Source organism: Variovorax brevis (assembly GCF_030317105.1).
Taxonomy (GTDB): Bacteria; Pseudomonadota; Gammaproteobacteria; order Burkholderiales; family Burkholderiaceae_C; genus Variovorax; species Variovorax brevis.
In genome coordinates this window covers 84,637-109,677 of the sequence record NZ_JASZYG010000003.1, presented here as the reverse complement: position 1 = coordinate 109,677, position 25,041 = coordinate 84,637, and the positions used below count along the sequence as shown (strand labels likewise).

General features: G+C 66.0%; 24 protein-coding genes and 1 pseudogene. 16 read left to right on the top strand and 9 right to left on the bottom strand.

Going from position 1 to position 25,041, the window contains the following annotated elements; genetic code table 11:
• The first annotated feature begins 35 nt into the window (after nt 1-35).
• The 6 genes from badI to QTI66_RS09305 all read left to right on the top strand — a co-directional run bounded on the left by badI (nt 36) and on the right by QTI66_RS09305 (nt 6,900).
• Nucleotides 36-818: a 2-ketocyclohexanecarboxyl-CoA hydrolase gene (gene badI / locus QTI66_RS09330; RefSeq protein WP_286559202.1), complete on the top strand. Its 783-nt coding sequence runs from the start codon at nt 36-38 to the stop codon at nt 816-818.
• A gap of 84 nt (nt 819-902) precedes the next feature.
• On the top strand, nt 903-2,054 hold the full coding sequence (gene aliB, locus QTI66_RS09325) for a cyclohexanecarboxyl-CoA dehydrogenase (protein WP_286559201.1): 1,152 nt from the start codon (nt 903-905) through the stop codon (nt 2,052-2,054).
• Nucleotides 2,055-2,094: 40 nt separating this feature from the next.
• Nucleotides 2,095-3,738 carry a cyclohexanecarboxylate-CoA ligase gene (gene aliA / locus QTI66_RS09320; protein WP_286559200.1) on the top strand — a complete coding sequence of 548 codons (1,644 nt, stop codon included), beginning with the start codon at nt 2,095-2,097 and terminating at the stop codon, nt 3,736-3,738.
• A 44-nt stretch (nt 3,739-3,782) separates the two neighbouring features.
• A complete protein-coding gene (locus tag QTI66_RS09315) occupies nt 3,783-4,775 on the top strand; it encodes a Bug family tripartite tricarboxylate transporter substrate binding protein (RefSeq protein ID WP_286559199.1) in 993 nt (330 codons plus the stop codon).
• A 7-nt stretch (nt 4,776-4,782) separates the two neighbouring features.
• Complete coding sequence (locus QTI66_RS09310) at nt 4,783-5,559, top strand: enoyl-CoA hydratase (protein ID WP_286559198.1); 777 nt, start codon at nt 4,783-4,785, stop codon at nt 5,557-5,559.
• A 126-nt stretch (nt 5,560-5,685) separates the two neighbouring features.
• Complete coding sequence (locus QTI66_RS09305; protein WP_286559197.1) at nt 5,686-6,900, top strand: alkane 1-monooxygenase; 1,215 nt, start codon at nt 5,686-5,688, stop codon at nt 6,898-6,900.
• Nucleotides 6,901-6,918: 18 nt separating this feature from the next.
• On the opposite strand, the gene QTI66_RS09300 is transcribed toward QTI66_RS09305, so the two are convergent.
• Nucleotides 6,919-7,890, bottom strand: coding sequence for a LysR family transcriptional regulator (locus tag QTI66_RS09300; protein ID WP_286559196.1), 972 nt, complete (start codon nt 7,888-7,890; stop codon nt 6,919-6,921).
• A gap of 74 nt (nt 7,891-7,964) precedes the next feature.
• On the opposite strand from QTI66_RS09300, the gene QTI66_RS09295 reads away from it, so the two are divergent.
• From QTI66_RS09295 to QTI66_RS09260, 8 genes are all read left to right on the top strand, one after another.
• Nucleotides 7,965-8,534 carry a GAF domain-containing protein gene (locus tag QTI66_RS09295; protein ID WP_286559195.1) on the top strand — a complete coding sequence of 190 codons (570 nt, stop codon included), beginning with the start codon at nt 7,965-7,967 and terminating at the stop codon, nt 8,532-8,534.
• A 2-nt stretch (nt 8,535-8,536) separates the two neighbouring features.
• Nucleotides 8,537-8,944 carry a VOC family protein gene (locus QTI66_RS09290; RefSeq protein WP_286559194.1) on the top strand — a complete coding sequence of 136 codons (408 nt, stop codon included), beginning with the start codon at nt 8,537-8,539 and terminating at the stop codon, nt 8,942-8,944.
• Nucleotides 8,941-9,732, top strand: coding sequence for an alpha/beta fold hydrolase (locus tag QTI66_RS09285; protein ID WP_286559193.1), 792 nt, complete (start codon nt 8,941-8,943; stop codon nt 9,730-9,732). Before QTI66_RS09290 ends, QTI66_RS09285 begins: the two co-directional genes overlap by 4 nt.
• Complete coding sequence (locus tag QTI66_RS09280; RefSeq protein WP_286559192.1) at nt 9,729-10,544, top strand: ABC transporter ATP-binding protein; 816 nt, start codon at nt 9,729-9,731, stop codon at nt 10,542-10,544. The genes QTI66_RS09285 and QTI66_RS09280 overlap by 4 nt, the downstream gene beginning before the upstream one ends.
• A gap of 16 nt (nt 10,545-10,560) precedes the next feature.
• The gene (locus tag QTI66_RS09275; protein ID WP_286559191.1) at nt 10,561-11,448 is read left to right on the top strand and encodes an ABC transporter permease; all 888 of its coding nucleotides are present in this window, start codon (nt 10,561-10,563) and stop codon (nt 11,446-11,448) included.
• 44 nt (nt 11,449-11,492) lie between these two features.
• A complete protein-coding gene (locus QTI66_RS09270) occupies nt 11,493-12,590 on the top strand; it encodes an ABC transporter substrate-binding protein (RefSeq protein WP_286559189.1) in 1,098 nt (365 codons plus the stop codon).
• A gap of 38 nt (nt 12,591-12,628) precedes the next feature.
• Nucleotides 12,629-13,771, top strand: coding sequence for an FAD-dependent monooxygenase (locus tag QTI66_RS09265; protein ID WP_286559188.1), 1,143 nt, complete (start codon nt 12,629-12,631; stop codon nt 13,769-13,771).
• Nucleotides 13,772-13,898: 127 nt separating this feature from the next.
• Complete coding sequence (locus QTI66_RS09260; protein WP_286559186.1) at nt 13,899-14,402, top strand: hypothetical protein; 504 nt, start codon at nt 13,899-13,901, stop codon at nt 14,400-14,402.
• 71 nt (nt 14,403-14,473) lie between these two features.
• Here QTI66_RS09260 and QTI66_RS09255 read toward each other — a convergent pair whose 3' ends face one another.
• The 4 genes and pseudogenes from QTI66_RS09255 to QTI66_RS09240 all read right to left on the bottom strand — a co-directional run bounded on the left by QTI66_RS09255 (nt 14,474) and on the right by QTI66_RS09240 (nt 18,014).
• On the bottom strand, nt 14,474-15,448 hold the full coding sequence (locus QTI66_RS09255; protein ID WP_286559185.1) for a Bug family tripartite tricarboxylate transporter substrate binding protein: 975 nt from the start codon (nt 15,446-15,448) through the stop codon (nt 14,474-14,476).
• A 92-nt stretch (nt 15,449-15,540) separates the two neighbouring features.
• Nucleotides 15,541-16,304: pseudogene (locus QTI66_RS09250) on the bottom strand (SDR family oxidoreductase).
• Nucleotides 16,305-16,331: 27 nt separating this feature from the next.
• A complete protein-coding gene (locus QTI66_RS09245; RefSeq protein WP_286559183.1) occupies nt 16,332-17,051 on the bottom strand; it encodes a fumarylacetoacetate hydrolase family protein in 720 nt (239 codons plus the stop codon).
• 9 nt (nt 17,052-17,060) lie between these two features.
• Nucleotides 17,061-18,014: a 2-hydroxyacid dehydrogenase gene (locus QTI66_RS09240; protein WP_286559182.1), complete on the bottom strand. Its 954-nt coding sequence runs from the start codon at nt 18,012-18,014 to the stop codon at nt 17,061-17,063.
• Nucleotides 18,015-18,129: 115 nt separating this feature from the next.
• On the opposite strand from QTI66_RS09240, the gene QTI66_RS09235 reads away from it, so the two are divergent.
• Entirely contained in the window at nt 18,130-19,293 is a 1,164-nt protein-coding gene (locus QTI66_RS09235) for a citrate synthase family protein (RefSeq protein ID WP_286559180.1), read from the top strand.
• 175 nt (nt 19,294-19,468) lie between these two features.
• Here QTI66_RS09235 and QTI66_RS09230 read toward each other — a convergent pair whose 3' ends face one another.
• A complete protein-coding gene (locus QTI66_RS09230) occupies nt 19,469-19,945 on the bottom strand; it encodes a YidB family protein (RefSeq protein ID WP_286559178.1) in 477 nt (158 codons plus the stop codon).
• Nucleotides 19,946-20,109: 164 nt separating this feature from the next.
• On the bottom strand, nt 20,110-21,762 hold the full coding sequence (mdlC, locus tag QTI66_RS09225) for a benzoylformate decarboxylase (protein ID WP_286559176.1): 1,653 nt from the start codon (nt 21,760-21,762) through the stop codon (nt 20,110-20,112).
• A gap of 68 nt (nt 21,763-21,830) precedes the next feature.
• Between mdlC and QTI66_RS09220 the strand changes: the two genes are divergently transcribed.
• Nucleotides 21,831-22,751, top strand: coding sequence for a LysR family transcriptional regulator (locus QTI66_RS09220; RefSeq protein ID WP_286559174.1), 921 nt, complete (start codon nt 21,831-21,833; stop codon nt 22,749-22,751).
• Nucleotides 22,752-22,755: 4 nt separating this feature from the next.
• On the opposite strand, the gene QTI66_RS09215 is transcribed toward QTI66_RS09220, so the two are convergent.
• Together QTI66_RS09215 and QTI66_RS09210 are read right to left on the bottom strand one after the other, a co-directional pair.
• Complete coding sequence (locus QTI66_RS09215; protein WP_444814987.1) at nt 22,756-23,547, bottom strand: class II aldolase/adducin family protein; 792 nt, start codon at nt 23,545-23,547, stop codon at nt 22,756-22,758.
• 34 nt (nt 23,548-23,581) lie between these two features.
• A complete protein-coding gene (locus QTI66_RS09210; protein ID WP_286559172.1) occupies nt 23,582-24,973 on the bottom strand; it encodes an MFS transporter in 1,392 nt (463 codons plus the stop codon).
• Nucleotides 24,974-25,041: the final 68 nt, after the last annotated feature.

The following is a 25,041-nucleotide window of genomic DNA, read 5'->3' as shown; positions in this document are numbered from 1 at the left end:
CCTTCCAGCACAGCACACCCCCCAAGGAGAACACCATGGAATTCGAAGACATCCTCTACGAAGTACGCAACGGCGTGGCCTGGATCACCATCAACCGGCCCGAGAAGATGAACTCCTTTCGCGGCCAGACCTGCGACGAGATCATCCGGGCCATGAACCGCGCGGGCTATGACCGCGGCGTCGGTGCCATCGTGCTGGCCGGCGCCGGCGACCGTGCCTTCTGCACGGGCGGCGACCAGTCCGCGCACAACGGCAACTACGACGGCCGCGGCACCATCGGCCTGCCGATGGAAGAGATGCACGACGCCATCCGCAACGTGCCCAAGCCGGTGATTGCCCGCGTGCAGGGCTTCGCCATCGGCGGCGGCAACGTGCTGTGCACCATCTGCGACCTGACCATCGCTTCCGAGAAAGCCGTCTTCGGCCAGGTCGGTCCCAGGATGGGTTCGGTCGATCCAGGCTACGGCACCGCCTTCCTGGCGCGTGTCGTCGGTGAGAAGAAGGCGCGCGAAATCTGGTACCTGAACCGCCGCTACAGCGGTGCCGAGGCCGTGGCCATGGGCCTGGCCAACGCCGTGGTGCCGCACGAGCAACTCGACGCCGAAGTGCAGAAGTGGGCCGAAGAAATCTGCGAGCGCAGCCCCACGGCGCTGGCCATCGCCAAGCGCAGCTTCAACGCCGACACCGCGCACCAGGCCGGCATCGCGGGCCTGGGCATGTACGCACTCAAGCTGTACTACGACACGGAAGAGTCGCGCGAGGGCGTCAACGCCCTGAAGGAAAAGCGCAAGCCCGACTTTCGCAAGTACGCGAAGTAAAGAGCCGTCCATCCCCCAAAGAAACCGTGCATGCGCGGCGCAACAGGTGTTGTGCCGGAGCGCAGCGCACCCTGGAGACAAGCCATGAATCCCTACCTTGATGAAGACCTGATCGCGCTGGGCGACCACGCGCGCCGATTCGCGACCGAGCGCATCGCGCCCGGCTTCCTGGAACGCGACAAGACCCGCGTGCTCGAGCGCCAACTGATGCGCGACATGGGCGAGATGGGCTTCATCGCCCCCGAGCTGCCCGAAGCGCATGGCGGCCAGGGCATGGGCTGCCTGGCCGCCGGCGTGATCCATGAGGAGATCGCGCGGGCCGACCTCAGCATGTCGTACATCAACCTGCTGGCCTCGCTCAATGGCCAGATCCTCTCGCAGCACGGCCAGCCCGAGGTCGTCCGGCCTTGGCTGCAGAAGCTCACACGCGGCGAAGCGCTGTTCGCCATTGCACTGACCGAGCCGCGCGGCGGCTCGGATGCGGCCAACCTGCGCCTGCGCATCGAGCGCGTCGGCGACGAGTACGTCATCAACGGGGAGAAGACCTCCATCTCCGCGGCGGACCAAGCCGATGCTGCCGTGGTGTTCGGCCGCACGGGCACGGTCGAGTCAGGCGCCCATGGCGTGACCGCGCTGCTCGTGCCCATGGACCTGCCGGGCGTGACCCGCAACCGCTTCGATTGCCACGGCCAGCGTGCCATCGGCCGCGGCTCACTGTTCTTCGAGAACGTGCGGGTGCCGGTGAGCCATCGGCTCGGGGCCGAGAACAAGGGCTTCGTGCAGGTGATGCAGGGCTTCGATTTCTCGCGGGCGCTGATCGGGCTGCAGGTCCTCGCGGTGGCCCGCACGGCACTGGATGAAACCTGGGAATACGTCGCACAGCGCGAAGCCTTCGGCAAGCCGCTGTCGGCATTCCAGGGTGTGTCGCATCCGCTGGCCGATTTCGATACGCAGGTGACCGCCGCTCGACTGCTGTGCCTGCAGACCTTGTGGCTGAAGGACCAAGGCGCGCCCCACACCGCCGAAGCCGCGATGTGCAAATGGTGGGCGCCCAAGCTGGCCTATGACGCCATCCACCAGTGTCTGCTGATGTTCGGCCACGGCGGCTACGACCGCGGCGTGATGGAGCAGCGCCTGCGCGACGTGCTCGGCTTCCAGATCGGCGACGGCACCGCCCAGATCATGAAAACCATCGTGGCGCGCACCCGCGCCGGGCGAGACGCCGTTCCGGCCTGAGCCTTTCACCCCCAACGACAAGAAACCAGGAGACGAGACCATGGAATTCGATGCCGTATTGCTGCCGCCGCGCCGCGCCCGGATGGTGGCGCAGGGTCTTTGGCATGACCGCACCATCAACGACGATCTCGACGCCTGCGTCGCGGCCGTTCCCGACAAGGTGGCGCTGACCGCCTTGCAGGTGGAGGAGGGCATCACCACCCGCTTCACCTATCGTGAAATGGCACGCATGGCCGATCGCATCGCGGTGGGCCTGTCGCGCCTGGGCGTGGGCCGCAACGACGTCGTGGCCTGCCAGTTGCCCAACTGGTGGCAGTTCACGCTGGTCTACCTGGCCTGCTCGCGCATCGGCGCGGTGATGAATCCGCTCATGCACATCTTCCGCGAACGCGAGCTGTCCTTCATGCTCAAGCACGGCGAAGCCACCGTCGTGATCGTGCCCAGGACCTTTCGCGGCTTCGACTTCGAGAGCATGGTGAGCGAGCTGCAGCCGTCATTGCCGGCGTTGAAGCACATCGTCGTGGTCGGCGGCGAGGGTGCCAACAGTTTCGAGGCGCTGCTCAGCGGCCCGGCCTGGGAGGACGAGCCCGACGCGCAGGACATCCTCACACGCAGCCGCCCAGGCCCGGACGACGTGACGCAGATGATCTACACCTCCGGCACCACCGGCGAGCCCAAGGGTGTCATGCACTCGGCCAACACTACCATGGCCAACATCATTCCCTATGCACAGCGTCTTCGCCTGAGTGCTGACGACGTGGTGCTGATGGCTTCGCCCATGGCGCACCAGACGGGCTTCATGTACGGGCTGATGATGCCCATCATGCTCAAGGCGAGCGCGGTGCTGCAGGACATCTGGGAGCCGAAGCAGGCGATCGGGCTGATCCGGGCCGAGGGAGCCACTTTCACGATGGCCTCCACGCCCTTCCTGGCAGATCTCGCCCGAACCGTCACCGAAACCCAGCGTGAAGTACCGAGCCTGTGGACCTTCCTCTGCGCCGGTGCACCCATTCCAGGCCCGCTGGTAGAACAGGCGCGCCAGGTGTTGGGCACCAGGATTGTTTCGGCCTGGGGCATGACCGAAAACGGCGCCGTCACGATGATCCAGCTGGATGACGGGGACTCGCGTGCGGTGACGACCGATGGGCTGCCGTTGCCCGGCGTCGAGCTCAAGGTGATTGGCGATCACGACGAGGCGTTGCCGGCCGGCCAGCCCGGCAGGCTTCTTGTGCGTTCGTGCTCGAACTTCGGTGGCTACCTGCGGCGTGCGCATCTCAATGGCACCGATGCCGACGACTGGTTCGACACCGGCGACCTGGCGCGCATCGACGAGCAGGGCTACATCCGGATCACCGGCCGCAGCAAGGACGTGATCATTCGCGGCGGCGAAAACATCCCGGTGGTCGAGATCGAGTCGCTGCTGTACCGGCACCCCGGCGTCGCCATGGCCGCCATCGTGGCCTACCCCGACGAGCGCCTGGGCGAGCGGGCCTGTGCGGTGGTGGTGCCCAGGCCGGGCCACACCGTCGACCTGCCCGCGATCGTGCAGTTCCTGAAGGAGCAGAAGGTGGCGATCCAGTACATCCCGGAACGCCTGGTCGTGCGCGAGTCGATGCCTTCCACGCCCTCCGGAAAGATCCAGAAATTCAAGTTGCGCGACCTGCTGCGCGAGAACGCCGCCTGAACGGCAACGCCCACGCCTTCCATCACTTTCAAGGGAAACACATCATGTTCGTTCACACCGCAAGGGCCACACGCCGGGGCCTGACGATCGGAGCATTCGCCGTGTTGGCGGTTGTCTGTTCCGCGCACGCACAGACGCCTGGCAACTGGCCCACGAAACCGGTCCGCGTGGTCGTCGGCTTTGCGCCGGGCGGGAGCACCGACGTGATGTCGCGCATCCTGTCGCAAGCGCTCTCCGAATCGCTGGGTCAACCGGTCATCATCGACAACAAGCCCGGCGCGAGCGGCAACATCGCCGCCTCGGAAGTGGTGCGCGCCACGCCGGACGGCCACACCTTCCTGATCGCGCCGACCTCGGTGGAGACGGCCAATCCCTCGCTCTTCAAGTCGAACGTGCTGCCTTCGCGCGACCTGACGCCGGTGGCCAGCGTGGGACGCACACAGATGTACCTGGTCGCCAAGCCGCAAATGACCGCCAGGGACGTGCGGGAACTGGTGGCACTGGCCAAGGCCAAGCCGGGCGACATGTCTTACGCTTCCGCTGGTGCCGGCACGCCGCCGCACCTGGCCTGCGAACTGTTCAAGCAGGCCACGGGCACCTCGGTCACCCACATCCCGTATCGCGGGGCGGCCCCGGCGCTGCAGGATGTGCTGTCGGGCCAGGCGGACTTCGTCTGCGACCCGGGAATCGCCTTTCCGCACATTCGCACCGGCAAGGTCAAGCTGCTGGGCGTCGTGAGCAGCCAGCGCTCTCCCTTCTTTCCCGACGTGCCGACTGTGAGCGAGCAGGGCTTTCCGGGCGCCAACCTCGACATCTGGTTCGGCATGTGGGCGCCCAACGGGACATCTCCCGAGATCGTGGCGCGCATGAGCCGCGAATTGGGCAAGGCATTGGCGCAGCAAACCGTGAAAGCGCGCTACGGCGACCTCGGCGCCGAACCGATCGCGATGGAGACCGCAGACTTCCGCAAGCTCCTGACCACCGAGACAGCTCAGCTGTCCAGGCTGATCAGGGACCAGAAGATCACTGTCGATTGAATCCATCATGCAGGAACAACCCATCCTGGTGGAAACGCATGGCCGGGTCAGCGTCATCACGCTGAACAGGCCGCAGCAGATGAACGCACTCGACGACGCATTGATGGACGCCCTGGGCGCGGCGCTGCTTGCCGGTGACGCCGATGCGGACATCGGCGCCATCGTCATCACAGGCAACGACAAGGCCTTCGCGGCCGGGGCCGACATTGCGGCGATGGCCGAGTGGACCTACATGGAAGTCTTCCAGGGCGACTTCATCACGCGCAACTGGGAAACCATCCGGCGCGTGCGAAAGCCGGTGATCGCGGCGGTGGCGGGCTTCGCGATGGGCGGAGGCTGCGAACTGGCGATGGCGTGCGACATGATCATTGCCGCCGAATCCGCGCGTTTCGCGCTGCCCGAGATCAAGCTCGCCATGTTGCCAGGCGCCGGGGGCACCCAGCGCCTGCCGCGTGCGATCGGCAAGGCCAAGGCCATGGACATGTGCCTGTCGGGCCGCATGCTGGACGCCGCGGAGGCCGACCGCTACGGGCTGGTCTCGCGGGTGGTGGCCAACGAACGGCTGATGGCCGATACCATCGAACTGGCCGCCCGCATCGCATCCTTCTCGCTGCCTGCCTTGATGGCGATCAAGGAGTCCGTGAATCGCGCTTGGGAATCCCCGCTTTCAGAGGGCATCGGCTTCGAGCGGCGCCAACTCCACGCGCGTTTTGCCAGCGAGGATGCGCATGAAGGCATGCATGCCTTCCTGGCCAAGCGAAAGCCGGTGTTCAGCCATCGCTGACTTTTCCTCATGGCGGACGCATGAAAGTCCGCCACCTCGGTGAATCCGAAGCCCTCCCCAGGGCGAAGGATTGCCCTGCGCGGCGCTTGGGCGAAGAATGTCGAGGTTCCCCCGAGGTGCCTCAGCATGACGAAGCTTTATCGTTCCATCGGTCCCGACCACCAGCGCGTCGAGTACCGCGACAGGAAGCGCTGGTGGTGGCTGCTGTCCGTGGTCTACCCGCTGTTGCCGTTCACCGGCATCGCATTGCACGCCGCCACCGGCCACGAGATTGCCTTGGGCTTGCCGCTGCTGATCAGCTACGGCCTGATGCCGCTGCTGGACCTGCTGATCGGGGAAGATCAGAACAATCCACCCGAGGCCGTCGTGCCGCAACTCGAACAGGAGCGTTACTACCGCTGGCTCACGTGGCTCACGGTGCCGCTTCATTTCGTTGCGCTCATCGGTTGCGCCTGGTGGGTGGGAACGCACGACCTGTCTTGGTGGGCGGTGCTGATGCTCGCCTACGTGGCCGGCACCGACTCGGGGCTGGGCATCAACACGGGGCACGAACTGGGACACAAGAACACCGCGGTCGAGCAATGGTTGGCGCGCCTCGTCCTGGCGGTGCCGGCCTACGGGCACTTCACCGTCGAGCACGGGCGCGGGCACCATCGCTCGGTGTCGACGCCCGAGGATCATGCGAGCGCGCGCATGGGCGAGAGCATCTATCGCTTCGCGCTTCGCGAGCTGCCGGGTGGCATCCGCCGCGCATGGTCACTGGAATCCGAACGCCTCGCCCAGCAACGCAGGTCGGTCTGGAGCGTGCACAACACCATGCTCCAGAGCTATGCCGTGACGGCGGTGTTGCAGGTCTCGCTGATCGTCGCTTTCGGATGGGTGATGCTGCCCTTCCTGGCCGTGCACAACGTGGTGGCGTGGTGGCAGCTCACATCGGCGAACTATGTCGAGCACTATGGCCTGTTGCGCGAGCGACTGCCGAACGGCAAGTACGAAACGCCGAAGCCGCACCACTCGTGGAACACCAACCACCTGGTCACCAACCTTGCGCTGTTTCACCTGCAGCGTCACTCGGACCACCATGCGTACCCGTTGCGCCGCTACCAGTCGCTGCGGCACTTCGAGGATCTTCCGCAACTGCCGAGCGGCTACTTCGGCATGTTCCCGCTCTCCTATGTTCCCGCGCTGTGGTTCCGCGTCATGGACCCGCGGCTGCTGGCACTGCCGCATGTGAATGGCAACCTGGCGCGTGTGAACATCGACCAGGATCCGCAACGCCGCGCGAGGCTTGTTGAAAGGTACCCCAGGGGTGGCGAGGCGAGCGGGAGTTTGCAGGCTTGAGTCGTTCCCCGTGCACCTTCACGCCGTCGTGCGCTGCATGCCCCGCGCGGTTTCTGTGACGGCAGCGCGCAGCGACTGCACGGTCGGATGCGCCACCAGTTCCTTCAGCGTGAAGAAGCTCACCGGCGGCAGGTTCCAGCTCAGCCGGTAGGGCAGGGCCGCGCAATGGCCCCCGCGCTCCATCTCGGCCACCACATCGCGGGCCAGGATCGAGACCGCGTTCGCCTCGGTCCGCAGCACCATCTCGATGCTGCGGATCGACGTGGTTTCCAGCATCGGCATCGGCGGCTGCACGCCCGCGCCCACGAAGATCGCGTTGTAGGTTCGGCGCATGGGCGTGTTGGGCGGCGGCAGGATCCAGTCGAGCTGGGCCATGCGTGCCCAGTCCAGCGGTCCGCGTGACAGCCGCCTGACGCTCGTGGCACACACGACCAGGCAAGGCTCCTGCTGATGGATGGCCTCCTGCACCACGTCGGTTGCATCGCCGTCGTAAGAGCGGCCGATGGCACAGTCGAGTTCCCGCGCGACAAGGCCGGCGACGAGTTCGTCGGTCGTCCCTTCGCGCGTCATCACCGCCATGCGCGGCGTGCGGTTCAGCAGATGGCTGAGTGCCGCGGACAGCAACTGTTGCGGCACCTGCGGCGTCAGCCCCAGGCGCAGGCGCCCGCCGCGGCCGGCTTCCAGCGAGGTGAGAACGCGGGTGGTTGCCTCCAGGTCGGCAAGCCATCGATGGGCGTAGCGCAGCACGGCTTCGCCCGCCGGGGTGGGCACCAGGCCGCGGCTGGTGCGCTCGAACAGCTTGCTGCCGAAGATGTCTTCCGCTTCGCGCAGGGCCTTGGTGATGGCCGGCTGGCTCAGCCGCATTTCGGCCGCCACGCGGCCCAGCGTGCGGTGGCGGTCGATGGCTTGCAGCAATGAAAGCTGGCGCATCTTCAGGCGCGAAAGCAGCGCGTGTTGCAGGTCCGTCGCGGGGTCCCGGATGTTCGGCATGGTCATAACTCGAAGGTTATCGGGCCATCAGAATTTAGTGCATTTTGGTGAATTCAGGCGCCTAGACTTTCTTCATGCCCGACGCCATTGCATCCACCATCACGGACCACCTGGCCCAACTGCTCGACGTGCTCCCGGATGCGCGAGGCGCCGACGCCGCCCTGCGCCTGATCGACGTTTGCCGCCGCCAGATTGCCGGCGACAGCATCTTCAGCATCCAGCAGAACGTGACGACGGCGCACGACCCCATCGACGAGATCCGGCTGAGCCGCTTCTATTCGTCCGAAGCAGATCGTTTCCCGGTGAAAGGGGCCAAGCGCAAGACGCTCACGCCATGGACCGAGTGCCTGTTCGTGCGCGGCCGTGTGTTCGTTGCGGAGGGCGCCCAAGCGCTGCCACTTCACTTCGATGACTTCGAGCAAATGCACGCGCTGGGCCTGCAGAGCGTGATCAACGTGCCGCTGCTGCAAGGCCCGCTCTGCTATGCCACCTTCAATGTCTTTGGCACCCGCGCCCACTGGCTGCCGCACGAAGTGCTGGGCATTCGCCTTCTGGCGCTGGCTGCGGCGCGCTGGGTGCCGATCGCGCCCGGGCTGGCGCAGCGTTTTGCCGGCGCGTCGCTCGGCAGCCCCGTGGAGGTTTGACCATGCCCGTCACCGCACTGCACCACTTCACGATCCGCTGCACGCCGGACGAACTGCCGCCGCTGGTCGATTTCTACACGCGCGTGCTGCGCCTGCAGGTCGGCGCGCGGCCGGACATTCCTGCGGCCGGTGCATGGCTCTATGCGGAAAGCCAACCGATCGTGCACCTGTATGCGCATCTGTCGACGCCGGATGCGGCGGTGCAGCCCGTCACCGGCCACCTTGACCACATCTCGTTCCGCTCGCACGGCCTGAAGGAAATGCGCGAGCATCTTGCCGCGGCGGACGTGCCCTTTGCCGAAGCGCCGATTCCCGGTTGGGACATCCACCAGTTGTTCCTGCACGACCCGCGCGGAATGAAGATCGAGATGACCTTCTGGCTGGACATGGAAGAGGAGGGCGCAGCATGACCGACTTCATCCAGGCCGGCGAGGCGCGCACTGCTTTCGAGCGCCATGGCGAAGGCCCGCCGCTGGTGCTGATGCATGGCGCGGAGGCCTCGCGCAGCATGTTCGCCGCGCTGGTGCCGCATCTGTCGAAGCACTTCACCGTGATCGCTTACGACCAGCGCGATTGCGGCGATACCGAAGCGCCCGAGCGTGCGGCCACGCTGGCGGACCTGGCGAACGACGCCCAGCAGTTCATCAAGGCGCTGGGGTTCAAGCGGGCGCACGTGTTTGGATCGTCGTTCGGCGGACGCGTGGCACAGGCGCTGGCGCTGCTGCATCCGCAAGCCATCGATCGCCTCGTGCTCGGGAGCACCTGGCCGCTGCCGCGTCCTTACGAGGAGCTGTGCCCGGACGCACGCCGCCTGGGCGAACTGCGCAGCGGCTTGCCCGGCACCGCGGAGGAGCTGGCAACGTGGTTCTTCCCTGAAGCATTTCTCGCGCAACGGCCTGAACTGAGGCGCATCTTCGCCAACGCGAGGCCCGCGTCGGCACGATCCGCACGGCGGGCCGCCACCGTGGCCAGCACCCTGGACCACGGCGTGGCCGACATCGTTGCGCCCACCCTGGTGCTGGCCGGTGAACTCGATCGCGTGGTGCCGCCGTCGGTGACGCTCGCGATGGCAGGCCGCATCCGCGGCGCGGACGCCGTCCTGCTGCCAGGCATCGGCCATGTCACGGCAATGCAGGCGCCGGAAGTCATTGCCCAACACATGGTTCGCTTCCTGAATCCCAAAGGAGTCAAGGCATGAACACCAACTTGCTGGCGGCCGCACCCGCAACGAAGCGCGGCCGGCCCGACTACATCCGCATCGAGGGGCTGTCCAAGAACTTCGGCCGCGGCAACGACGGCGTACTCGCGCTCCAGCAGATCGACTGCACCATCGAGCAGGGGAGCTTCGTCACCATCGTCGGTCCCAGCGGCTGCGGCAAGAGCACGCTGCTGCGCATCCTTGCCGGCCTGCTCGACTACGACATCGGCCAGGTGGCGCTCGACGGCCAGCCGATCCATGGCACGCGGCGCGACGTCGGCGTGGTGTTCCAGAGCTCGATCCTGCTGCCGTGGCGCACGATCCTCGAGAACGTGATGCTGCCGGCCGAGGTGCTCGGCATCGACAGGAAGCAGGCGCGCGACCGGGCCATGCAACTGTTGCACATGGTCCGGCTCGAAGGCTTCGAGCACAAGCTGCCGCGCCAGTTGAGTGGCGGCATGCAGCAGCGCGCATCCATTGCGCGGGCGCTGCTGCACGACCCCAAGATCCTGCTGATGGACGAGCCCTTCGGCGCGCTGGATGCCATGACGCGCGAGCGCATGAATCTCGAACTGCAGCGCATCTGGATGGAGAGCGGCAAGACCGTGGTGCTGATCACGCACTCCATTCCCGAAGCCGTGTTTCTCGGCGACAAGGTGTTCGTGATGTCGCCGCGCCCGGGCACGCTGGAGCGTGTGTTGCCCATCGACCTGCCGCGGCCGCGAACGATGGATGTGATGTCGCATCCGACATTCGCGGCTGCGTCCGCTTCGATCCGCGAGCGCTTCTCGCATGCCGCTTCGTTCGACTGAGGAAAAAGGTGCTGCCATGACCACTGCCACGATGAACGCCGAATCCGCCCCGCAGTCCGACGTGAGCGCCACGAGACCGGCGCAGGCGCCGCAACCGCACCGCACCAACCCGCTCGCGTCCACCCGCGTGCAATCGATCTTGCTGCTGATCGCGCTGCTCGGCTCGTGGGAAGGGGCCGTGCACCTGTTCAAGGTGCCGAAGCATCTGGTTCCGCCGGTGAGTGACATCGCGGTTGCGCTGTGGCGGGGGCTGGCCACCGGACCGATGGCCAAGGACGGCTTCTGGTACCACGGCGGCGTCACGCTCGCCGAGATCCTGCTGGGCTTCGTGATTGGCAGCGGCGTGGGCCTGGCCATCGGCATCCTGGTGTCACAGATGCCGAAGGTCGAAGCGCTGGTGGAACCCTACGTGGCCGCGTTGCAGAGCGTGCCCAAGGTGGCGGTGGCGCCGATCATCGTGGTGTGGCTCGGCTTCGGCATCAGCTCCAAGGTGGTGATCATCTGCATGCTCACCTTCTTCCCGGTGCTGGTGACCAGCATCGCGGGCTTCAAGGCGGTGGACCCCGACCGCATCGACCTGCTGCGCTCCCTGTCGGCCACGCAGTGGCAGATCTTTCGCAAGGCCAAGTTCCCGAGTGCGCTGCCTTACGTCTTTGCCGGTCTGAACATGGCAGCCGCCTTCAGCGTGGTGGGCGCGGTGGTGGGCGAGTTCGTCGGTGCGCAGGCGGGGCTTGGCGTGCTGATCCTGCAGATGGAGGCGCAGGCCGATACCGGCGGCAGCTTTGCAGTGTGTGTCGTGCTCTCGGTGATCGGCATCGCGTTGACCAGCCTGTTGCGGCGCGTGCAGGCCCGGGTGCTGCACTGGATGCCGGTCGATGCGTCGCAACGCACCGTGAACGCCTGATTTTTTTCGACAACGCCGCCGGCCTTGCCGGCAAGGAGTGGACCATGTTGACTCGACGCAATTTCGGTTTGGGCCTTGGCGCCTTGGGCCTCGCGGGCGGCCTTCCGGCCCTTGCACAGAACATCCGCATCATGAAGGTGGCGAACACCGTTGCGGTGAATGATCCGCAGCAGTGCTTCTGCACGGCCGGCCAGGCGCCGAAGCTGAACTTCTACAAGTCCGGTGGCGTGGACGTGGAGTACGTCAACATGTCGAGCATGACGCAAGCGCTGCAAAGCCTGCGCGGCGGCCACGTGGACTTTGGCCCGGCCGTTCCCGGCATCCTGCTGCCGGCCATGGCCAAGGACCCGACGCTCGACCTGGTGAGCGTCTACAAGTGGCTGCCGCGCAATGTCATCACGATCGTGGTGAAGCCGGCCAGTCCGATCAAGGCGGCGGCCGACTTGGTAGGCAAGCGCATTGGCGTGCGCAGCCAGGGCGATCCCGGCATCGTGATGACCAAGACGATGCTCGCCGAGTTGGGCCTGAAGGACGACACCTGCGAATACATCGCCATCGGCGACGGCGCACCGGCCGGGGCGGCGATCGACAACGACCGGGTCGACGCGATGGTGGCCTTCGACACCGCCACCGCGCGCATCGAACTGGTCGGCACCAAGCTGCGCTACGTGCCGATCACGCCGAAGTTCGCGCAGTTGGGCTCCGGCTGGATGTGCGTGCCGCGCAAGCTGCTGAAGGACGAGCGCAAGAACCTGGTGGCCTTGTTCCGCGGCATCGCCAAGTCCACCATCTTCTCGAACGCCAACCTCGACGCCGGCATCGACCTGCACTGGGCCGTGTACCCCGAGAGCAGGCCGAAGGGGCGCACCGAAGACGAGGCACGCAAGGAACTGGCCTTCATCCTGAAAGACCGCAAGAACAGCTGGATGCGCCGCCCCGACGACCCCGACCAGCGCATGGGCGCACAGTCACTGGCCGAATGGAAGGCCAACATCGCGATGGCCGCCGAGAGCAGCAAGAACCCGAAGCTGGCCGAAGAGCTGGGCGACCCCAACCGCCTGTTCTCCAACGAGTTGATCGATGAGGTCAACGCCTTCGACAAGCAGGCGGTGGTGGAGATGGCGAAGTCGTTCAAGGCGTAGGCATCAGCGTCTCACGCACAACATTCAGGAGCAGCACCATGGACGTCCTCATATCCGGAGCCAGCATGGCCGGCCTCTCGGCCGCCTGGTGGTTCGCCCGTCTTGGTCACCGTGTGACTGTGAGCGAGCGTGCCGACGGCCTGCGTCCCGGCGGTGCGCCGATCGACGTGCGCGGGCGCGCGCTCGGCACGGCAAGGCGAATGGGCATCCTCGAGCAGATCGATGAGCAGAAGGTCGTCATTGCGGATCCTGCGCCGGTGCTCGACGCCACGGGAACCCAAGTCGCGACCCTCGATCTGCGCTGGTTCGCCAACGAGACCGACGAGGACATCGAGATCTCGCGCGACCGGCTCAACCAGATCTTGCTGCGCGCCATACCGGACCATGTCGAGTTCCGTTTCAAGGCGTCCATCGCATCGATCGTCGACGGTTCCGATGGTATGGACGTCGCTTTCACGGACGGCGTGCAAGGCCACTACGACTTGGTGGTCGGCGCCGACGGCCTCCACTCCAACGTGCGCAAGCTCGCCTTCGGCCCCGAGAAGAATTACGTGCGGCACTTTGGCTACTACGTCGCGCTCGTCGATCTTCCGAACGATCGCGCATGGCAACGAGGCATGCTCAATGTGCCCGGCCTGACCATCGCCGTGCGCGATGCGGGTGACGGTCCGCAGGCCTTCGTGCTCTGCGCCAGCCCCGAGATCGAGTACGACTACCGTGACGTGGCCCTTCATCGCAGGATCGTCGATGGCATCTTGTCGCGGGTCGACGCCTGGCAGGTGCGCGAGATCCGCGCGGCGTTTGCCGACCCTGCTGCCAGGGGCTTCTATTTCGACTCGGTGAGCCAGACCCACATGCCCAACTGGATCAAGGGCAACGTGGCCGTCATCGGCGATGCGGGCCACTGTGCTGCGCTGTTGTCAGGCATGGGCACCACGCTGGCGATGGTGGCCGCGGAAACGCTTGCGAGCACCTGGACCGACTGCGGCGGCAACATGGCGGCCGCCTCTCCCATCTATCACGAGCGCCTGCGTCCCTACGTCGAGCAGTGCCAGGCATTCGCTCACGAGGGTGGACCGATCATGGTGCCTGCGACACAGGAAGCGCTCGACGAGCGCAACGCGCGGTTTCGGGAGTGCGCCGTGCAGTTCGCGGGGCGTTTTGAGCCAGCTGGCGCTTGAGGGGTGGGGCCGGGCTCGTGGCCAAGGTCGCGACTTGGGTTGAACGCCTGGCCTTCCTCTCCCGGAAGGTGCAAAAATGCGCGTTCACCGCACGTGCCCGCGCGCGCCAGAACTGATGAGCGTACGCGTGTCGCGAGTGACCGGCCACAGCTTCCAGGAAGGGATCGCAATGATCGTCGCGCCAGGATTCGTCAAGCAGTACCCGGGTCTCGCCATGTGGATCTGCGACAACCTTCCGAAGGTCAAGGACAAGCCGAAGGTCTTCAGGGCTTTCCAGAAATATTCCAGGCTGAACGAGAAGGTCTCCGAGCGCGCCCTGCAGCACGGCAATCCGCCGGTGATTGAGTATCGCCACCTGCCGGCCGACAACGGCATCTTCATCGGCAACAAGTACCCCGGCACCGTCTTCCTCGCGATGTCGATCTGCGATCGCTTCGAGGGCTCGAAGAAGGACGCCGCCGATCCCCGGATGCATCTGCTGGTCGAGGCGACCCTGCTGCACGAAATGGTTCACTGGGGCGATTTCCAGGACGACAAGGAACTCAGCGCGGGAGAACAGGGCAAGGCCTTCGAGAAGGCAGCCTACGGGAAGGACGTGCGGCAGTACTGGGGTCCCCAGTCGCCGGGGTAGGCGAGGGCCCTACTGCAGCTTTGTGATGAGGCGGCACTGGCGCAAAGCAAGCCCGCGGCGAGGCACCGGACTCACTCCGGCTGGATTCCCGCTTCCTTGACGACCTTGCCCCACTTGGCGAGGTCCGACTTGATCAGCGCGGCGTACTCCTGCGGCGTTCCGCCCTGGATCTCGATGCCCGCTGCCTCCAGCTTGGCCCGCACGTCGGGCATCTTCAGCGCCGCGTTGATTTCCGCATTGAGCTTGTTGACGATCGCCTTGGGTGTGCCGGCAGGCGCCAGGAACCCGCCATTCGTGTTGGCGTCATAGCCCTTGAGACCCTGTTCGGCCGCGGTGGGCACGTCCGGCAAAGCCGTGGTCCGCTTCTTCGTCGACACCGCAATGGCGCGTGCGTTGCCGGCTTTCACTTGCGACTGGATGGCGCTGAGGGTGTCGATGTACAGCGCAGTGCGCCCGGCAATCAGATCCGGCTGCGCGGCGGCTGAACCCTTGTAGGGCACCAGCAGCATGGGCACGCCGCTGGCCATGCGGAACATCTCGGCCGCCATTTCCTGCGCGCTGCCGCGGCCGGAGGTGGCGACCTTGGCCTCGTCCGGATGGGCCTTCATCCAGGCCACGAACTCGGGCAAGGTCTTGGCCGGAATCTGCGGGTAGATGGCAAACACCAGCGGAACCTCGTGGGTGTACACGATGGGCTCGAAGCTTTTCTCCGGATCCCAGCCCAGGTTCTTGAACAGGAACTTGTTGGTGTTGTGGCTGCCGCCCACGATGCCGATGGTGTAGCCATCGGGCGGTGACTTGGCGAGCACGTCGGTGCCGAGGTTGTTCGATGCGCCGGGCCGGTTGTCGACGATCACCGGCTGGCCCATCGACGTCGCGAGCTTGTCGCCGACGACGCGGGCAATGGTGTCGATGGCGCCGCCCGGCGGGGCGGGAACGATGATCTTGATGGGCCGGCTCGGGTAGGCCTGGGCTGATGCAAGGGTCGGCACCACGGCGAGGGACGCAGAGATGGCAAGGGCCTTGAAGAGGGAAGTGAGTTGCATGGATGTCTCCTTGGATGGGCGGGTAAGTCGTCATGAAGCGCCGGCCGGCGCGTCGACGGCCATGGCGTGGATTTGTGGGTGTCCGGCAGCGTTCAGCCGCGCCCGACGAAGGGCATGGCGCTGGCCATGACGGTCATGTTGAGCACGTTGGCTTCGAGCGGCAACGCTGCGATATGGCGCACGGCGTTGGCCACGTGTTTCGCATCCATCATGGGTTCCGGCGCGACCGTGCCGTTTGCCTGCGGCACGCCGCGCGTCATGCGCTCGGACAACTCGGTCAGCGCATTGCCGATGTCGATCTGGCTGGCCACGATGTTGAAGGCACGGCCGTCCAGCGCCAGGGCCTTGGTGATGCCCGACACCGCGTGCTTGCTGGCGGTGTAGGGGGCAGTAAAAGGTCGGGGCGTGTGCGCCGAGATCGAGCCGTTGTTGATGATGCGTCCGCCCTGCGGCGACTGGCGTCGCATCAGGCCGAAGGCGGCGCGAGCACACAGGAACACGCCGGTCACGTTGGTGTTGAGCACGCTGAACCATTTTCCAGCGGCAACTCGTCCATCGGAACCGCAGGCGCGTTCACGCCGGCGTTGTTGAACAGCAGGTCGAGCCGGCCAAAGCTGCGTTCGATGGTGTCGAACAGCGCCTGCACGCTGGCTGGATCGGTCACGTCGGTGGGCACGGGCATGGCAGTCCGGCCACGCGGTTGCGCCTCGGCCGCCAGCGTTTGCAAGGGCTCGACACGACGGCCCGCGAGCACGACGGTCCAGCCGTCGTCGAGCAAGCCGAGCGCCACGGCGCGGCCGATGCCGCTGCCTGCACCGGTGACGAGGGCAATCTTCCGGTTGGTGGATGCATTCAAGGGAAGGTCTCCTGGCCTGGGTGATGGCTATTGTTGGGACTGGAGGGCACGGGGGTGGTCGCTGCTCACGGTCATGGAAAACTGGCCGATCCCGGCTACGCCGCCGCTGACGACATCGCCCGGATGCAACGGGCCGACGCCTGCGGGCGTGCCGGTGAAGATCAGGTCACCAGGTGCGAGCGTGACCGACCTCGACAACATGGCCACCAGTTCGGGCACGGGCCACATGAGGTCGGACACGTCGGCGCGCTGTCGCTCGATGCCGTTGACCGCCAACCACACGGCGCCATGCCGTGGGTGGCCGCAAGCCGAAGCGGGAAGCAGGGGCGTGCACGGCGCCGAATGGTCGAAGGCCTTGGCGGCCTCCCAGGGCCCTCCCGAACGCCTGGCTTGCTGCTGCAGGTCGCGCCGCGTGAGGTCCAGCCCCGCGGCATAGCCCCATATGTGGTCAGGCTCCACCTGCGAAGGCTCGATGTCCCGGCCGCCGACACCGATGGCCACGACCAACTCGATCTCGTGGCAGAAGTCGCTGGTGCACGGTGGATAGGGCAGGGCGCCACGCGCCGGAACCACAGCGTTGGCCGGCTTCATGAACCACGCCGGCATCTCGCGAGGCGTTGCGGGCTCGTCCTGGGTCCAGCTGTAGTTGCGGCCGATGCAGTACACGCGGTTCACGGGGAATACCGCGGTGCTGCCTGCCACGGGCAGGATCGTCGGGGAGGCCGCAGGAAACACGAAATCGGTCATGAGAGGTGCTCAGGTGGTCAGGCTCATTGCCGGGCGCTCGCCGGCCAGAGCTTGCGCAAGGCTGTCGAGCACCATCTCCGCCATGGCAGTACGGGTTTCCCACGTGGCACTGGCCCGGTGGGCCTGGAGCGTCACGTTGCCGGATTGGCGCAGCTGCGCGGGAACGCGGGGTTCGTCGACGAACACGTCCAGGCCTGCACCGGCAATGCGACCGGCGGCCAACGCCTCGGTCAGGTCGGCCTCGTTGACCAGCCGTCCACGTGCGACGTTGACCAGGAAGCCGCGCGGGCCGAGTGCCTCGAGTACGGCTGCGTTGACGATGCCTTCAGCCTTGTCCGCGGCAGCGCACAGCACCAGGGCGTCGGACTCGCGCGCAAGGTCGATCAAGTCCTGAACGAAACGGTGCGGCACATCGTCCATGGCACGCAGGTCGGTGTAGCTGATCGGGCAGCCGAATGCAGCCGCCCGGGTCGCGACGGCGCGGCCGACCCGGCCCATGCCCACGATGCCGACGCGCATGCCGCTGAACCGGCGGGCGAGCGGAATGGCGCTGGGCTGCGGGCGAAGCTCCCACTCGCCGTCACGCACGAAACGGTCGCCTGCGCACAGGTTCCGGCAGGCGGCGATCAACAGTCCGATGGCCAGGTCGGCCACGTCCTCGGTCAGGGCACCCAGGGTGGCGGTGACGGGGACGCCGCGGCCCCGGCACCAGGCCAGGTCCACGGCGTCGGTGCCCACGCCATTGACGGCCACCACCTTGACGCCGGGCAACTGCTCCAGCATCGCCCGCGAGATACCGGTGTGCCCGCCGGTGATCACGGCATCGATGGAAGCGCCATGTTCGCGCAGCCAGCCTTCCGGCTCGGCGACCTCGAAGAACTTGTGGACGGTGTAGAGCGATGCGAGCTTGTCGTTGATCGCGGGGATCAGGATCGGGTTGAGTTGGAGGACGCGGGGTTTCATGACGGGGCCAGGTTCGGGGTGGACGGTTCAGGGATGGACGGATGTTGCGATTGATTGATCAAAGCGTCAATATTGATGTATAAAATCAACATAAATCAGCTTTCTGCTTTCCACCATGGCTTCCTGGATTTCGATGGACGAGGCGTGTCGCCTCCTTGGCGTGCGGCCCCAAACCGTGTACGCCTACGTGAGCCGGGGCAAGCTGGAAGTCATGCCCGACCCGGTTGACACGCGTCGCAGCCTCTACCGTTCGGAAGACGTCGCCAGCCTCGCCAAGCGCAAGCAGGCCGGCCGCAAGCACGAGACGCTGGCCGCCAACACGCTGTTCGGCTCGGAGCCGAGCATTCCGACGGCGCTTTGTGCGTTCTTCAGGGGGCGGCCGTACTACAGGGGCCAGGACGCCGTCAGCCTGGCCCGGTCCGCCAGCCTGGAAGACGTGGCCCGGTTGATGTGGGATGCCGGACAAGCCGTCGACTTTTCATGCGGCACGCCGATGCGCTCGGGCCAGCCGGGGCGGGTCGCTGCCTTCACCGCGCTGGCGGGTTTGGCCGCAAGCAGCCATTCCACGCGTGGACGCCTCACCCGCGTGCTGCACACCGAAGGCCAGGGCCTGGTGGGGCAACTCGCCAACGGCTTCGGTGCGCAGCAGGGGAGCCAGCCGCTGCACCTGCGCTTTGCGAAAGGGTGGAAGCAGTCAGCCCCCGTGGCTGATTTGTTGCGGACAGCGATGGTGCTGCTGGTCGACCACGAGCTGACCAGTTCGGCCTTCGTCGCGCGCATTGCGGCTTCGACAGGCGCCGGCCTGCCAGCATGCCTCCTGGCCGGCTTGACCACGCTTTCGGGCCCCCTGCACGGCGATGCGTCAGGCCGCGTGCAGGCGCTGTTCAGCGAAGTGGAGCGGCTGGGGGAGGACCAGGTGGTGGCCCACTACCTTTCCACCGGCTTGCCCCTGGCGGGCTTTGGCCACCACCTCTATCCCGATGGCGATCCACGCGCAGCCGCCTTGCTGGCGATGTTCGAACCGCCGAAGGTGATCGCGCGTTTCATCGAGAAGGTGACGAAGCTCACCGGCTTGCAGCCCAACATCGACGTGGCGCTGGCTGCCCTGGTTGCGCACCATCGGCTGCCGGCCGATGCGGCCTTTGGCCTGTTCGCCACGGCGCGCAGCGTCGGGCTGCTGGCGCACAGCCTGGAGCAACTGGGCGAAACGCAGGTGATTCGCCCACGCGGGCGCTATGTGGGTCCGATGCCTGATCTGCCGCAGGGCGCGCGGAGCTAGGCGAGATCCCGGGGATCGGTTGCTGCCTTCACCGGGCACGGACATCTGGACACTCTTGGCTGTGACCCCATATCGGCCACGGGCCAGGTGGCGGGCGGCGCCACCGCCCTTGGCGGGCAAACCAGGCAAGTCCGATGCAGTCCAGACCGGATACTGAAATCGTGCGGGCAGGGCGTCAGGTGAGGCGCCTGAGATAGTCATCGACGCTTTGGCTGAGCGTGTCTCCCTCGGGCAGCGAGCCTGAGGGTGTGAAGTGGTCCACGACATCAGGAAGCAGCTCCGCGAGGCCAGACCTGGCCTCTTCGCTGCTGATCCCGGCCTGCTGGGCCATCTGTTGCAGTTCATGCTCGCCGAAAACATGGTCGATGGCTTGGGGCGGAATCGGCTCGTTCGAGCCAGTCCCTACCCACGAGGATGCTTGCTGGCCATAGCCTCCCTGTGTGAGGCGACCCAGAAGCCCGCCCAAGCCACCGAGACCGCCTTGGTCTGCACCTCCGCCGCCGTCTGTTTGACGGCCGCGCTGGCTCAGCATGCTGATGACAACCGGCAGCAAGGCCATCAATACAGGACTCAATCCGCTGCCGCGTCTGGCGGTGCCTCCGCCTGGCGCGCCGCCGGCCAAGCCACCGAGAATTTGAGAAAGCAGTCCCATGATCGTCTCCTGTTGATGGCCGCGAATGGCCGAACGTTTGCATTTGCATCGCTGAGGTCCTGATCCTGATGGGCGGCGGCGATGTCCATGACAGCGGAGGTCGGCTTTGGGGCGCAGTGGGGGACTACAGATGCAACGGATTCCAGGAAGGGCGGGAACGGTGTTCAAGCGATCCCGATTTCGACGACCGTGGGCAGCGAGTTGCCCAGTGCCTGCCGCAGGGTGTCGTGCAAGGTATTCGCATCGGTCACGCGCACGGCCTCGCAGCCCATGCTCCGGGCCAGCCCGACGAAGTCGATGTCCGGGAGCTCGGTGCCTTGCACCACATCTGCTGCACCGAAACCGAACACCGGCGCGAACTCCTGCAGCGCGGCATAGCGGTGGTTGTTGAGGATCACGAAGGTGATCGGCAAGCGGAGTTGCGCTGCGCTCCACAGCGACTGGATCGAATACATGCTCGACCCGTCGCCGATCAGCGCGATCACGCGGGTTCCGGGCTTGGCCAGCGCCACGCCGACGGATGCGGGCATGCCGTAGCCCAGCCCGCCGCTGTCCATCGTGAAGAAGCCTTCGCTGCGCGTGATTGGCAGGTACTCCTGCATGGCCGTGCGCGAACTGGGCGCCTCCTCGACCACGATGTCCGTGGCGTCGCGTATTTCGGCCAGCGTCTGCAAGACGTACGCGGCTGACATGGGATCAGAGGGCTCGACCCTGGGCGGTGCCATGCGAGGCGGGGGCATGGGGCGTGACGGCGGGGCCGGCCGTGCCAGCAGTTCCTTGATCGCCAACCCGACGCTGCCCACCGCGGCCATGCCTTCCGGCGTCCAGGCGGCGGTGTCCGGGTCATCGATCACCTGGCACAACACGGCACCCGCCGGCACGTGCGGGCCGGCGCCCTCCACGTGATAGGTGAAGGCCGGTGCGCCGATGGCGAAGACGACATCATGGCCCTCCAGCAACCCGACGATCTTCTCGCGCGCAGCGGGCAGGAAACCGGCGAACAGCCGATGGTCTTCCGGGAAGCTGCAGCGGCCCGCCAGCGGCGCCGCCCACACACGGGCGTTGTGCCTCCCGGCCAGCGCTACCACCGCATCAAAGGCACCGTCGCGGTCCACTGCGGCCCCGACTACAAAGGCCGGGCGATGGCTGGCATCGAGGGTGGCGCCGATCTGGTCGAGCACGAACGGGTCGGCACCCAGGCGCGTGCTCACCACCCGTTCGGCGACGTACCCGGCCGGCTGATCCCAGTCGTCGACGGGAACCGACACCAGCACCGGCCCGCACGGCGGCATCATCGCGATGTAGTAGGCGCGCGCGATGGCCAAGGGCACATCCTGCGCACGGGCCGGCTGCACGCTCCACTTGACGTAGGGCTTGGGCAACTCGGTTGCGTGTGGCGACGCAAGAAAAGGATCGAACGGCAGGATGGAGCGCGCCTGCTGGCCGGCGGTGATCACCATCGGCGTGCGGTTCTTGTGGGCCGTGAAGATGTTGCCCATCGCATTGCCCACCCCGGCCGCTGAATGCAGGTTGACGAAGGAGGCATTGCGCGTTGCCTGGGCATAACCGTCAGCCATGCCGACGACGACCGCCTCCTGGAGTCCGAGCACATAGCGGAAGTCGCTCGGGAAGCCACGGAACATCGGCAACTCGGTCGAGCCAGGATTCGCGAACACCGAGGTCATGCGCAATCGCCGCATGAGGTCGTAGACGGCGTCCCGCACTGTGATGGAGGGAGTGGGCGTTGAGAGAGGGGCAACGGTCAGGCCATCTGTTTCCAGTGGGCCCGGTGCTGTGATGCGAAGCGGCATGTTCATGCCCCAGTATCGAAGTCGCCACGCTCCAGCGAAATTGCTATTTCACGGGAAAGCCATTACCGTTTTGCATGCCCTACGACTTGCAGCACCTGCATGCCTTCGTGACCATCATCGAGGCCGGCAGCCTTGGGCGCGCTGCAGTGGCATTGAACATCACGCAGCCGGCGCTCAGCCGCACCATCAAGCGCCTGGAAGACCAGGTCGGCTCACCGCTCTTCGAGCGTCATTCGAAGGGGATGCACCTGACCGACATTGGCGGCGTGCTTCTGCCGCATGCGACCTTGCTGCTGCGCGAGTCGGAGCATGCGAGTGAAGAGATCAACGCGATGCGCGGGCTTGCCAAGGGCACGATTCGCGTCGGTGCGCTGGGCAGCATCGCCTGCCTTGCATTGCCCCAGGCGATCGACCGGGTGCTGGCGAAGTGGCCGAAGCTGCGGGTGTATGTCGTCGAAGGGGTGTGGGACCGGCTGGCCGAGGGGCTGATCAAGCATGAGATCGACCTGGCGCTGGGGGTGTCCGTGGCGGACACCGCCGAGATCACCGCCATCAAGGATTGCCGGTGGGACGACATGAGTCATGTCGTGGCGGCGATGGATCACCCGTTGCGGCGAAAGAAGTCGCTTGAACTCGCCGATGTGATCGACGAACGCTGGACCACCACGCCCAGGGGCACGGCGCCGTACCAGCACATGGAACAGGTGTTCGCCGCCCACGGACTGGGCATGCCCGAGATCCTGGTCGAGACCCGCTCCGTCATGATGCTCAAGAACCTGGTGGCCCAGTCCGGCTTTTTGAGCTGGCTGCCCGAGCCGATGTACCAGGCGGAAATCAAGGCATCGCTGCTTGACGCCTTGCCAATTCCCGGTGTGATCGGCACGCGCATCATGACGGCGTTTCGCCGGCGCCAGGGCATCCTGCCAGGGCCCGCCGTCAAGTTGCTGGAAGAACTGCGCCTGCTCATGGCGGAGGAACCGCCGGCTTCGGCTTGATCCATTACTCCTTGTAGGACGGATCGATCCGATCGAGGAGACGAAGCAGCGCCCGCCAGTCGCGTCCTTGCAGGAACGACGCATCGTTGTCGAACTGCGAAGCGGTGTGCTCGCAGACATCTGGAGGCGGAAGCGTCATCGTGCGGTTCCCGGCGAGTGCGGCCACCTGGATCTGGCAGGCGCGCTCCAGGAAGAACATCTCCTTGAAGGCATCTCCCACGGTCTTGCCCACTGTCAGCAGGCCATGATTGCGCAGGATCAAGACCTTCTTGCTCCCAAGATCCTCCACCAGCCGCCGCTGCTCGTCGAGATCCAACGCGATGCCTTCGAAGCCGTGATACGCCACGCGGTCATGGAAGCGCAGCGCGTGCTGCGAAAGCGGCAGCAAGCCCTCGGCCTGCGCCGACACGGCAACGCCGGCGGCGGTGTGCGTGTGGAGCACACACACTGCATCGGGCCTTGCCTGGTGGATGGCGCCGTGGATCACGAAGGCCGCGGGGTTGACGTCGTAGGGGACGTCATCGACCAGGTTGCCAGCCACATCCACCTTGACGAGGTTGGAAGCCGAGACCTCCTCGTACAGCAGGCCGAAAGGATTGATCAGGTAATGATCGGGTGAGCCGGGAATGGCCGCCGAGATGTGGTTGTAGACCCAATCCGTCATTCGGAAGTGCGCCACGAGGCGATAGCAGGCGGCGAGTTCGACCCGCATCGCCCACTCGGCCGGGTCGACGTGGTGGGCAGTGCGCCGGCTCTCTGCAAGCGCCTCGATGAGTTGGGAATTCGACAGGGGCATGGTTGTCATGTTGGTTCTCCGGTTCGGGAATGGATTACTTGCCTACCGCGACAGGAGCGGGGTTCAGCGGCACGGCCTGACTCGGCGCGAGCCTGGGGATGTGGCGCTTGACGACCAGCAGTGCGACAGTCACCAGCAGCATCGACGAACCCAGCAAGGTCAGGTAGCCGGCGGCACCGCCAGCGGTGATGACCATGGCACCGGCGAATGCACTCAGGATGGCGCCCAGTCGCCCGAACGAGAGGCCTCCCGCCGTGCCGGTCGCCCGGATGTTGGTCGGGTAAATGAAGGCGCACAGGGCGTACAACGTGCACTGGACGGCATTGACGAACAGCCCCAGCACGCCGAGACCGAAGATCAGCAGGTTGGTGTCCTGGGCCACGTTGACGTTCTTGAGCAGGAACGCCATGCCGACCGCGCCGGCGCTGGCGATGACCATGGGCCAGCGCGATCCGAACCTGGCGATGACCAGCGCACAACCCAGTCCACCGAGCACGCCGCCGAGGTTCCACGCGGTCAAGCCGGAGCCGGCGATCTGCGTGGGCAGGCCTTCGGAGGCAAGCATCGTTGGCAGCCAACTGAACGCGCTGTAGACCGTCAACAGGCACATGAAGAACGCACACCAGATCGCGATGGTGTCGCGCTTGCGTCCGGTCTCGAACAAGGCGCCGAAGCCCTTGCGCTTTTCGACAGCCTGTTCGGTGAGGTCGGTGAAGACCGTGTTGGCGACGGTCGGCCGCTGCATGCGCGACAGCAAGCCGGCCAGTTCGCTCCAGCGCCCACTGTGACGGGCAAGGTATCGCGGCGACTCGGGCAGCTTGAACAGCAGCAGGATGCCCATCACCATGGGGATCGCGCCACCGATGAAAAAGAGACCGCGCCAACCGTACAAGGGCAGCACGACGCTGGCGAAGAGCCCGGCCAGCATGCCGCCCAGTGGCACGCAGACGATCGTGGCCGTGACAGCCAGGGTCCGGCGGCGCGCCGGCGTGAACTCGGCGGTCATCGTGGTCGATGTCGGCAGTGCGCCGCCGATGCCGAGTCCGGCAATGAATCGCAGGATGGCAATCGTGAGGATGTCGGGCGCAAACCCGATGGCACAGGTGGCGGCGCCGAAGAGGAAGACGCTCGCGACCACGGCCAGCCGGCGGCCGAAGCGGTCCGCGAACAGGCCGGCGCCAGCACTGCCGATGCCCATGCCGACCAGCCCGGCGGCAACGGTCGGCGCAAAGGCGCCTCGGGTGATGCCCCACTCCTTGATGATGTCGGGAATCGCATAGCCGATGAGCTGGCCGTCGAAGCCATCCAGCACGATCGACAGGGAGGCGAGCAGCACGACCATTTTCTGCATGGTCGTGAAAGGGCCATCGTCGAGGATGCGCCCGATGTCCACCGACGGGCCCGGCCGTGTTGCGGTCGTGCTCATGCGGACACCTCTGCGAAGGGGGCTTGAAAAGCAAGTGGCAGGCAGGGCTTTGTGCGCTTTGCAGGCGT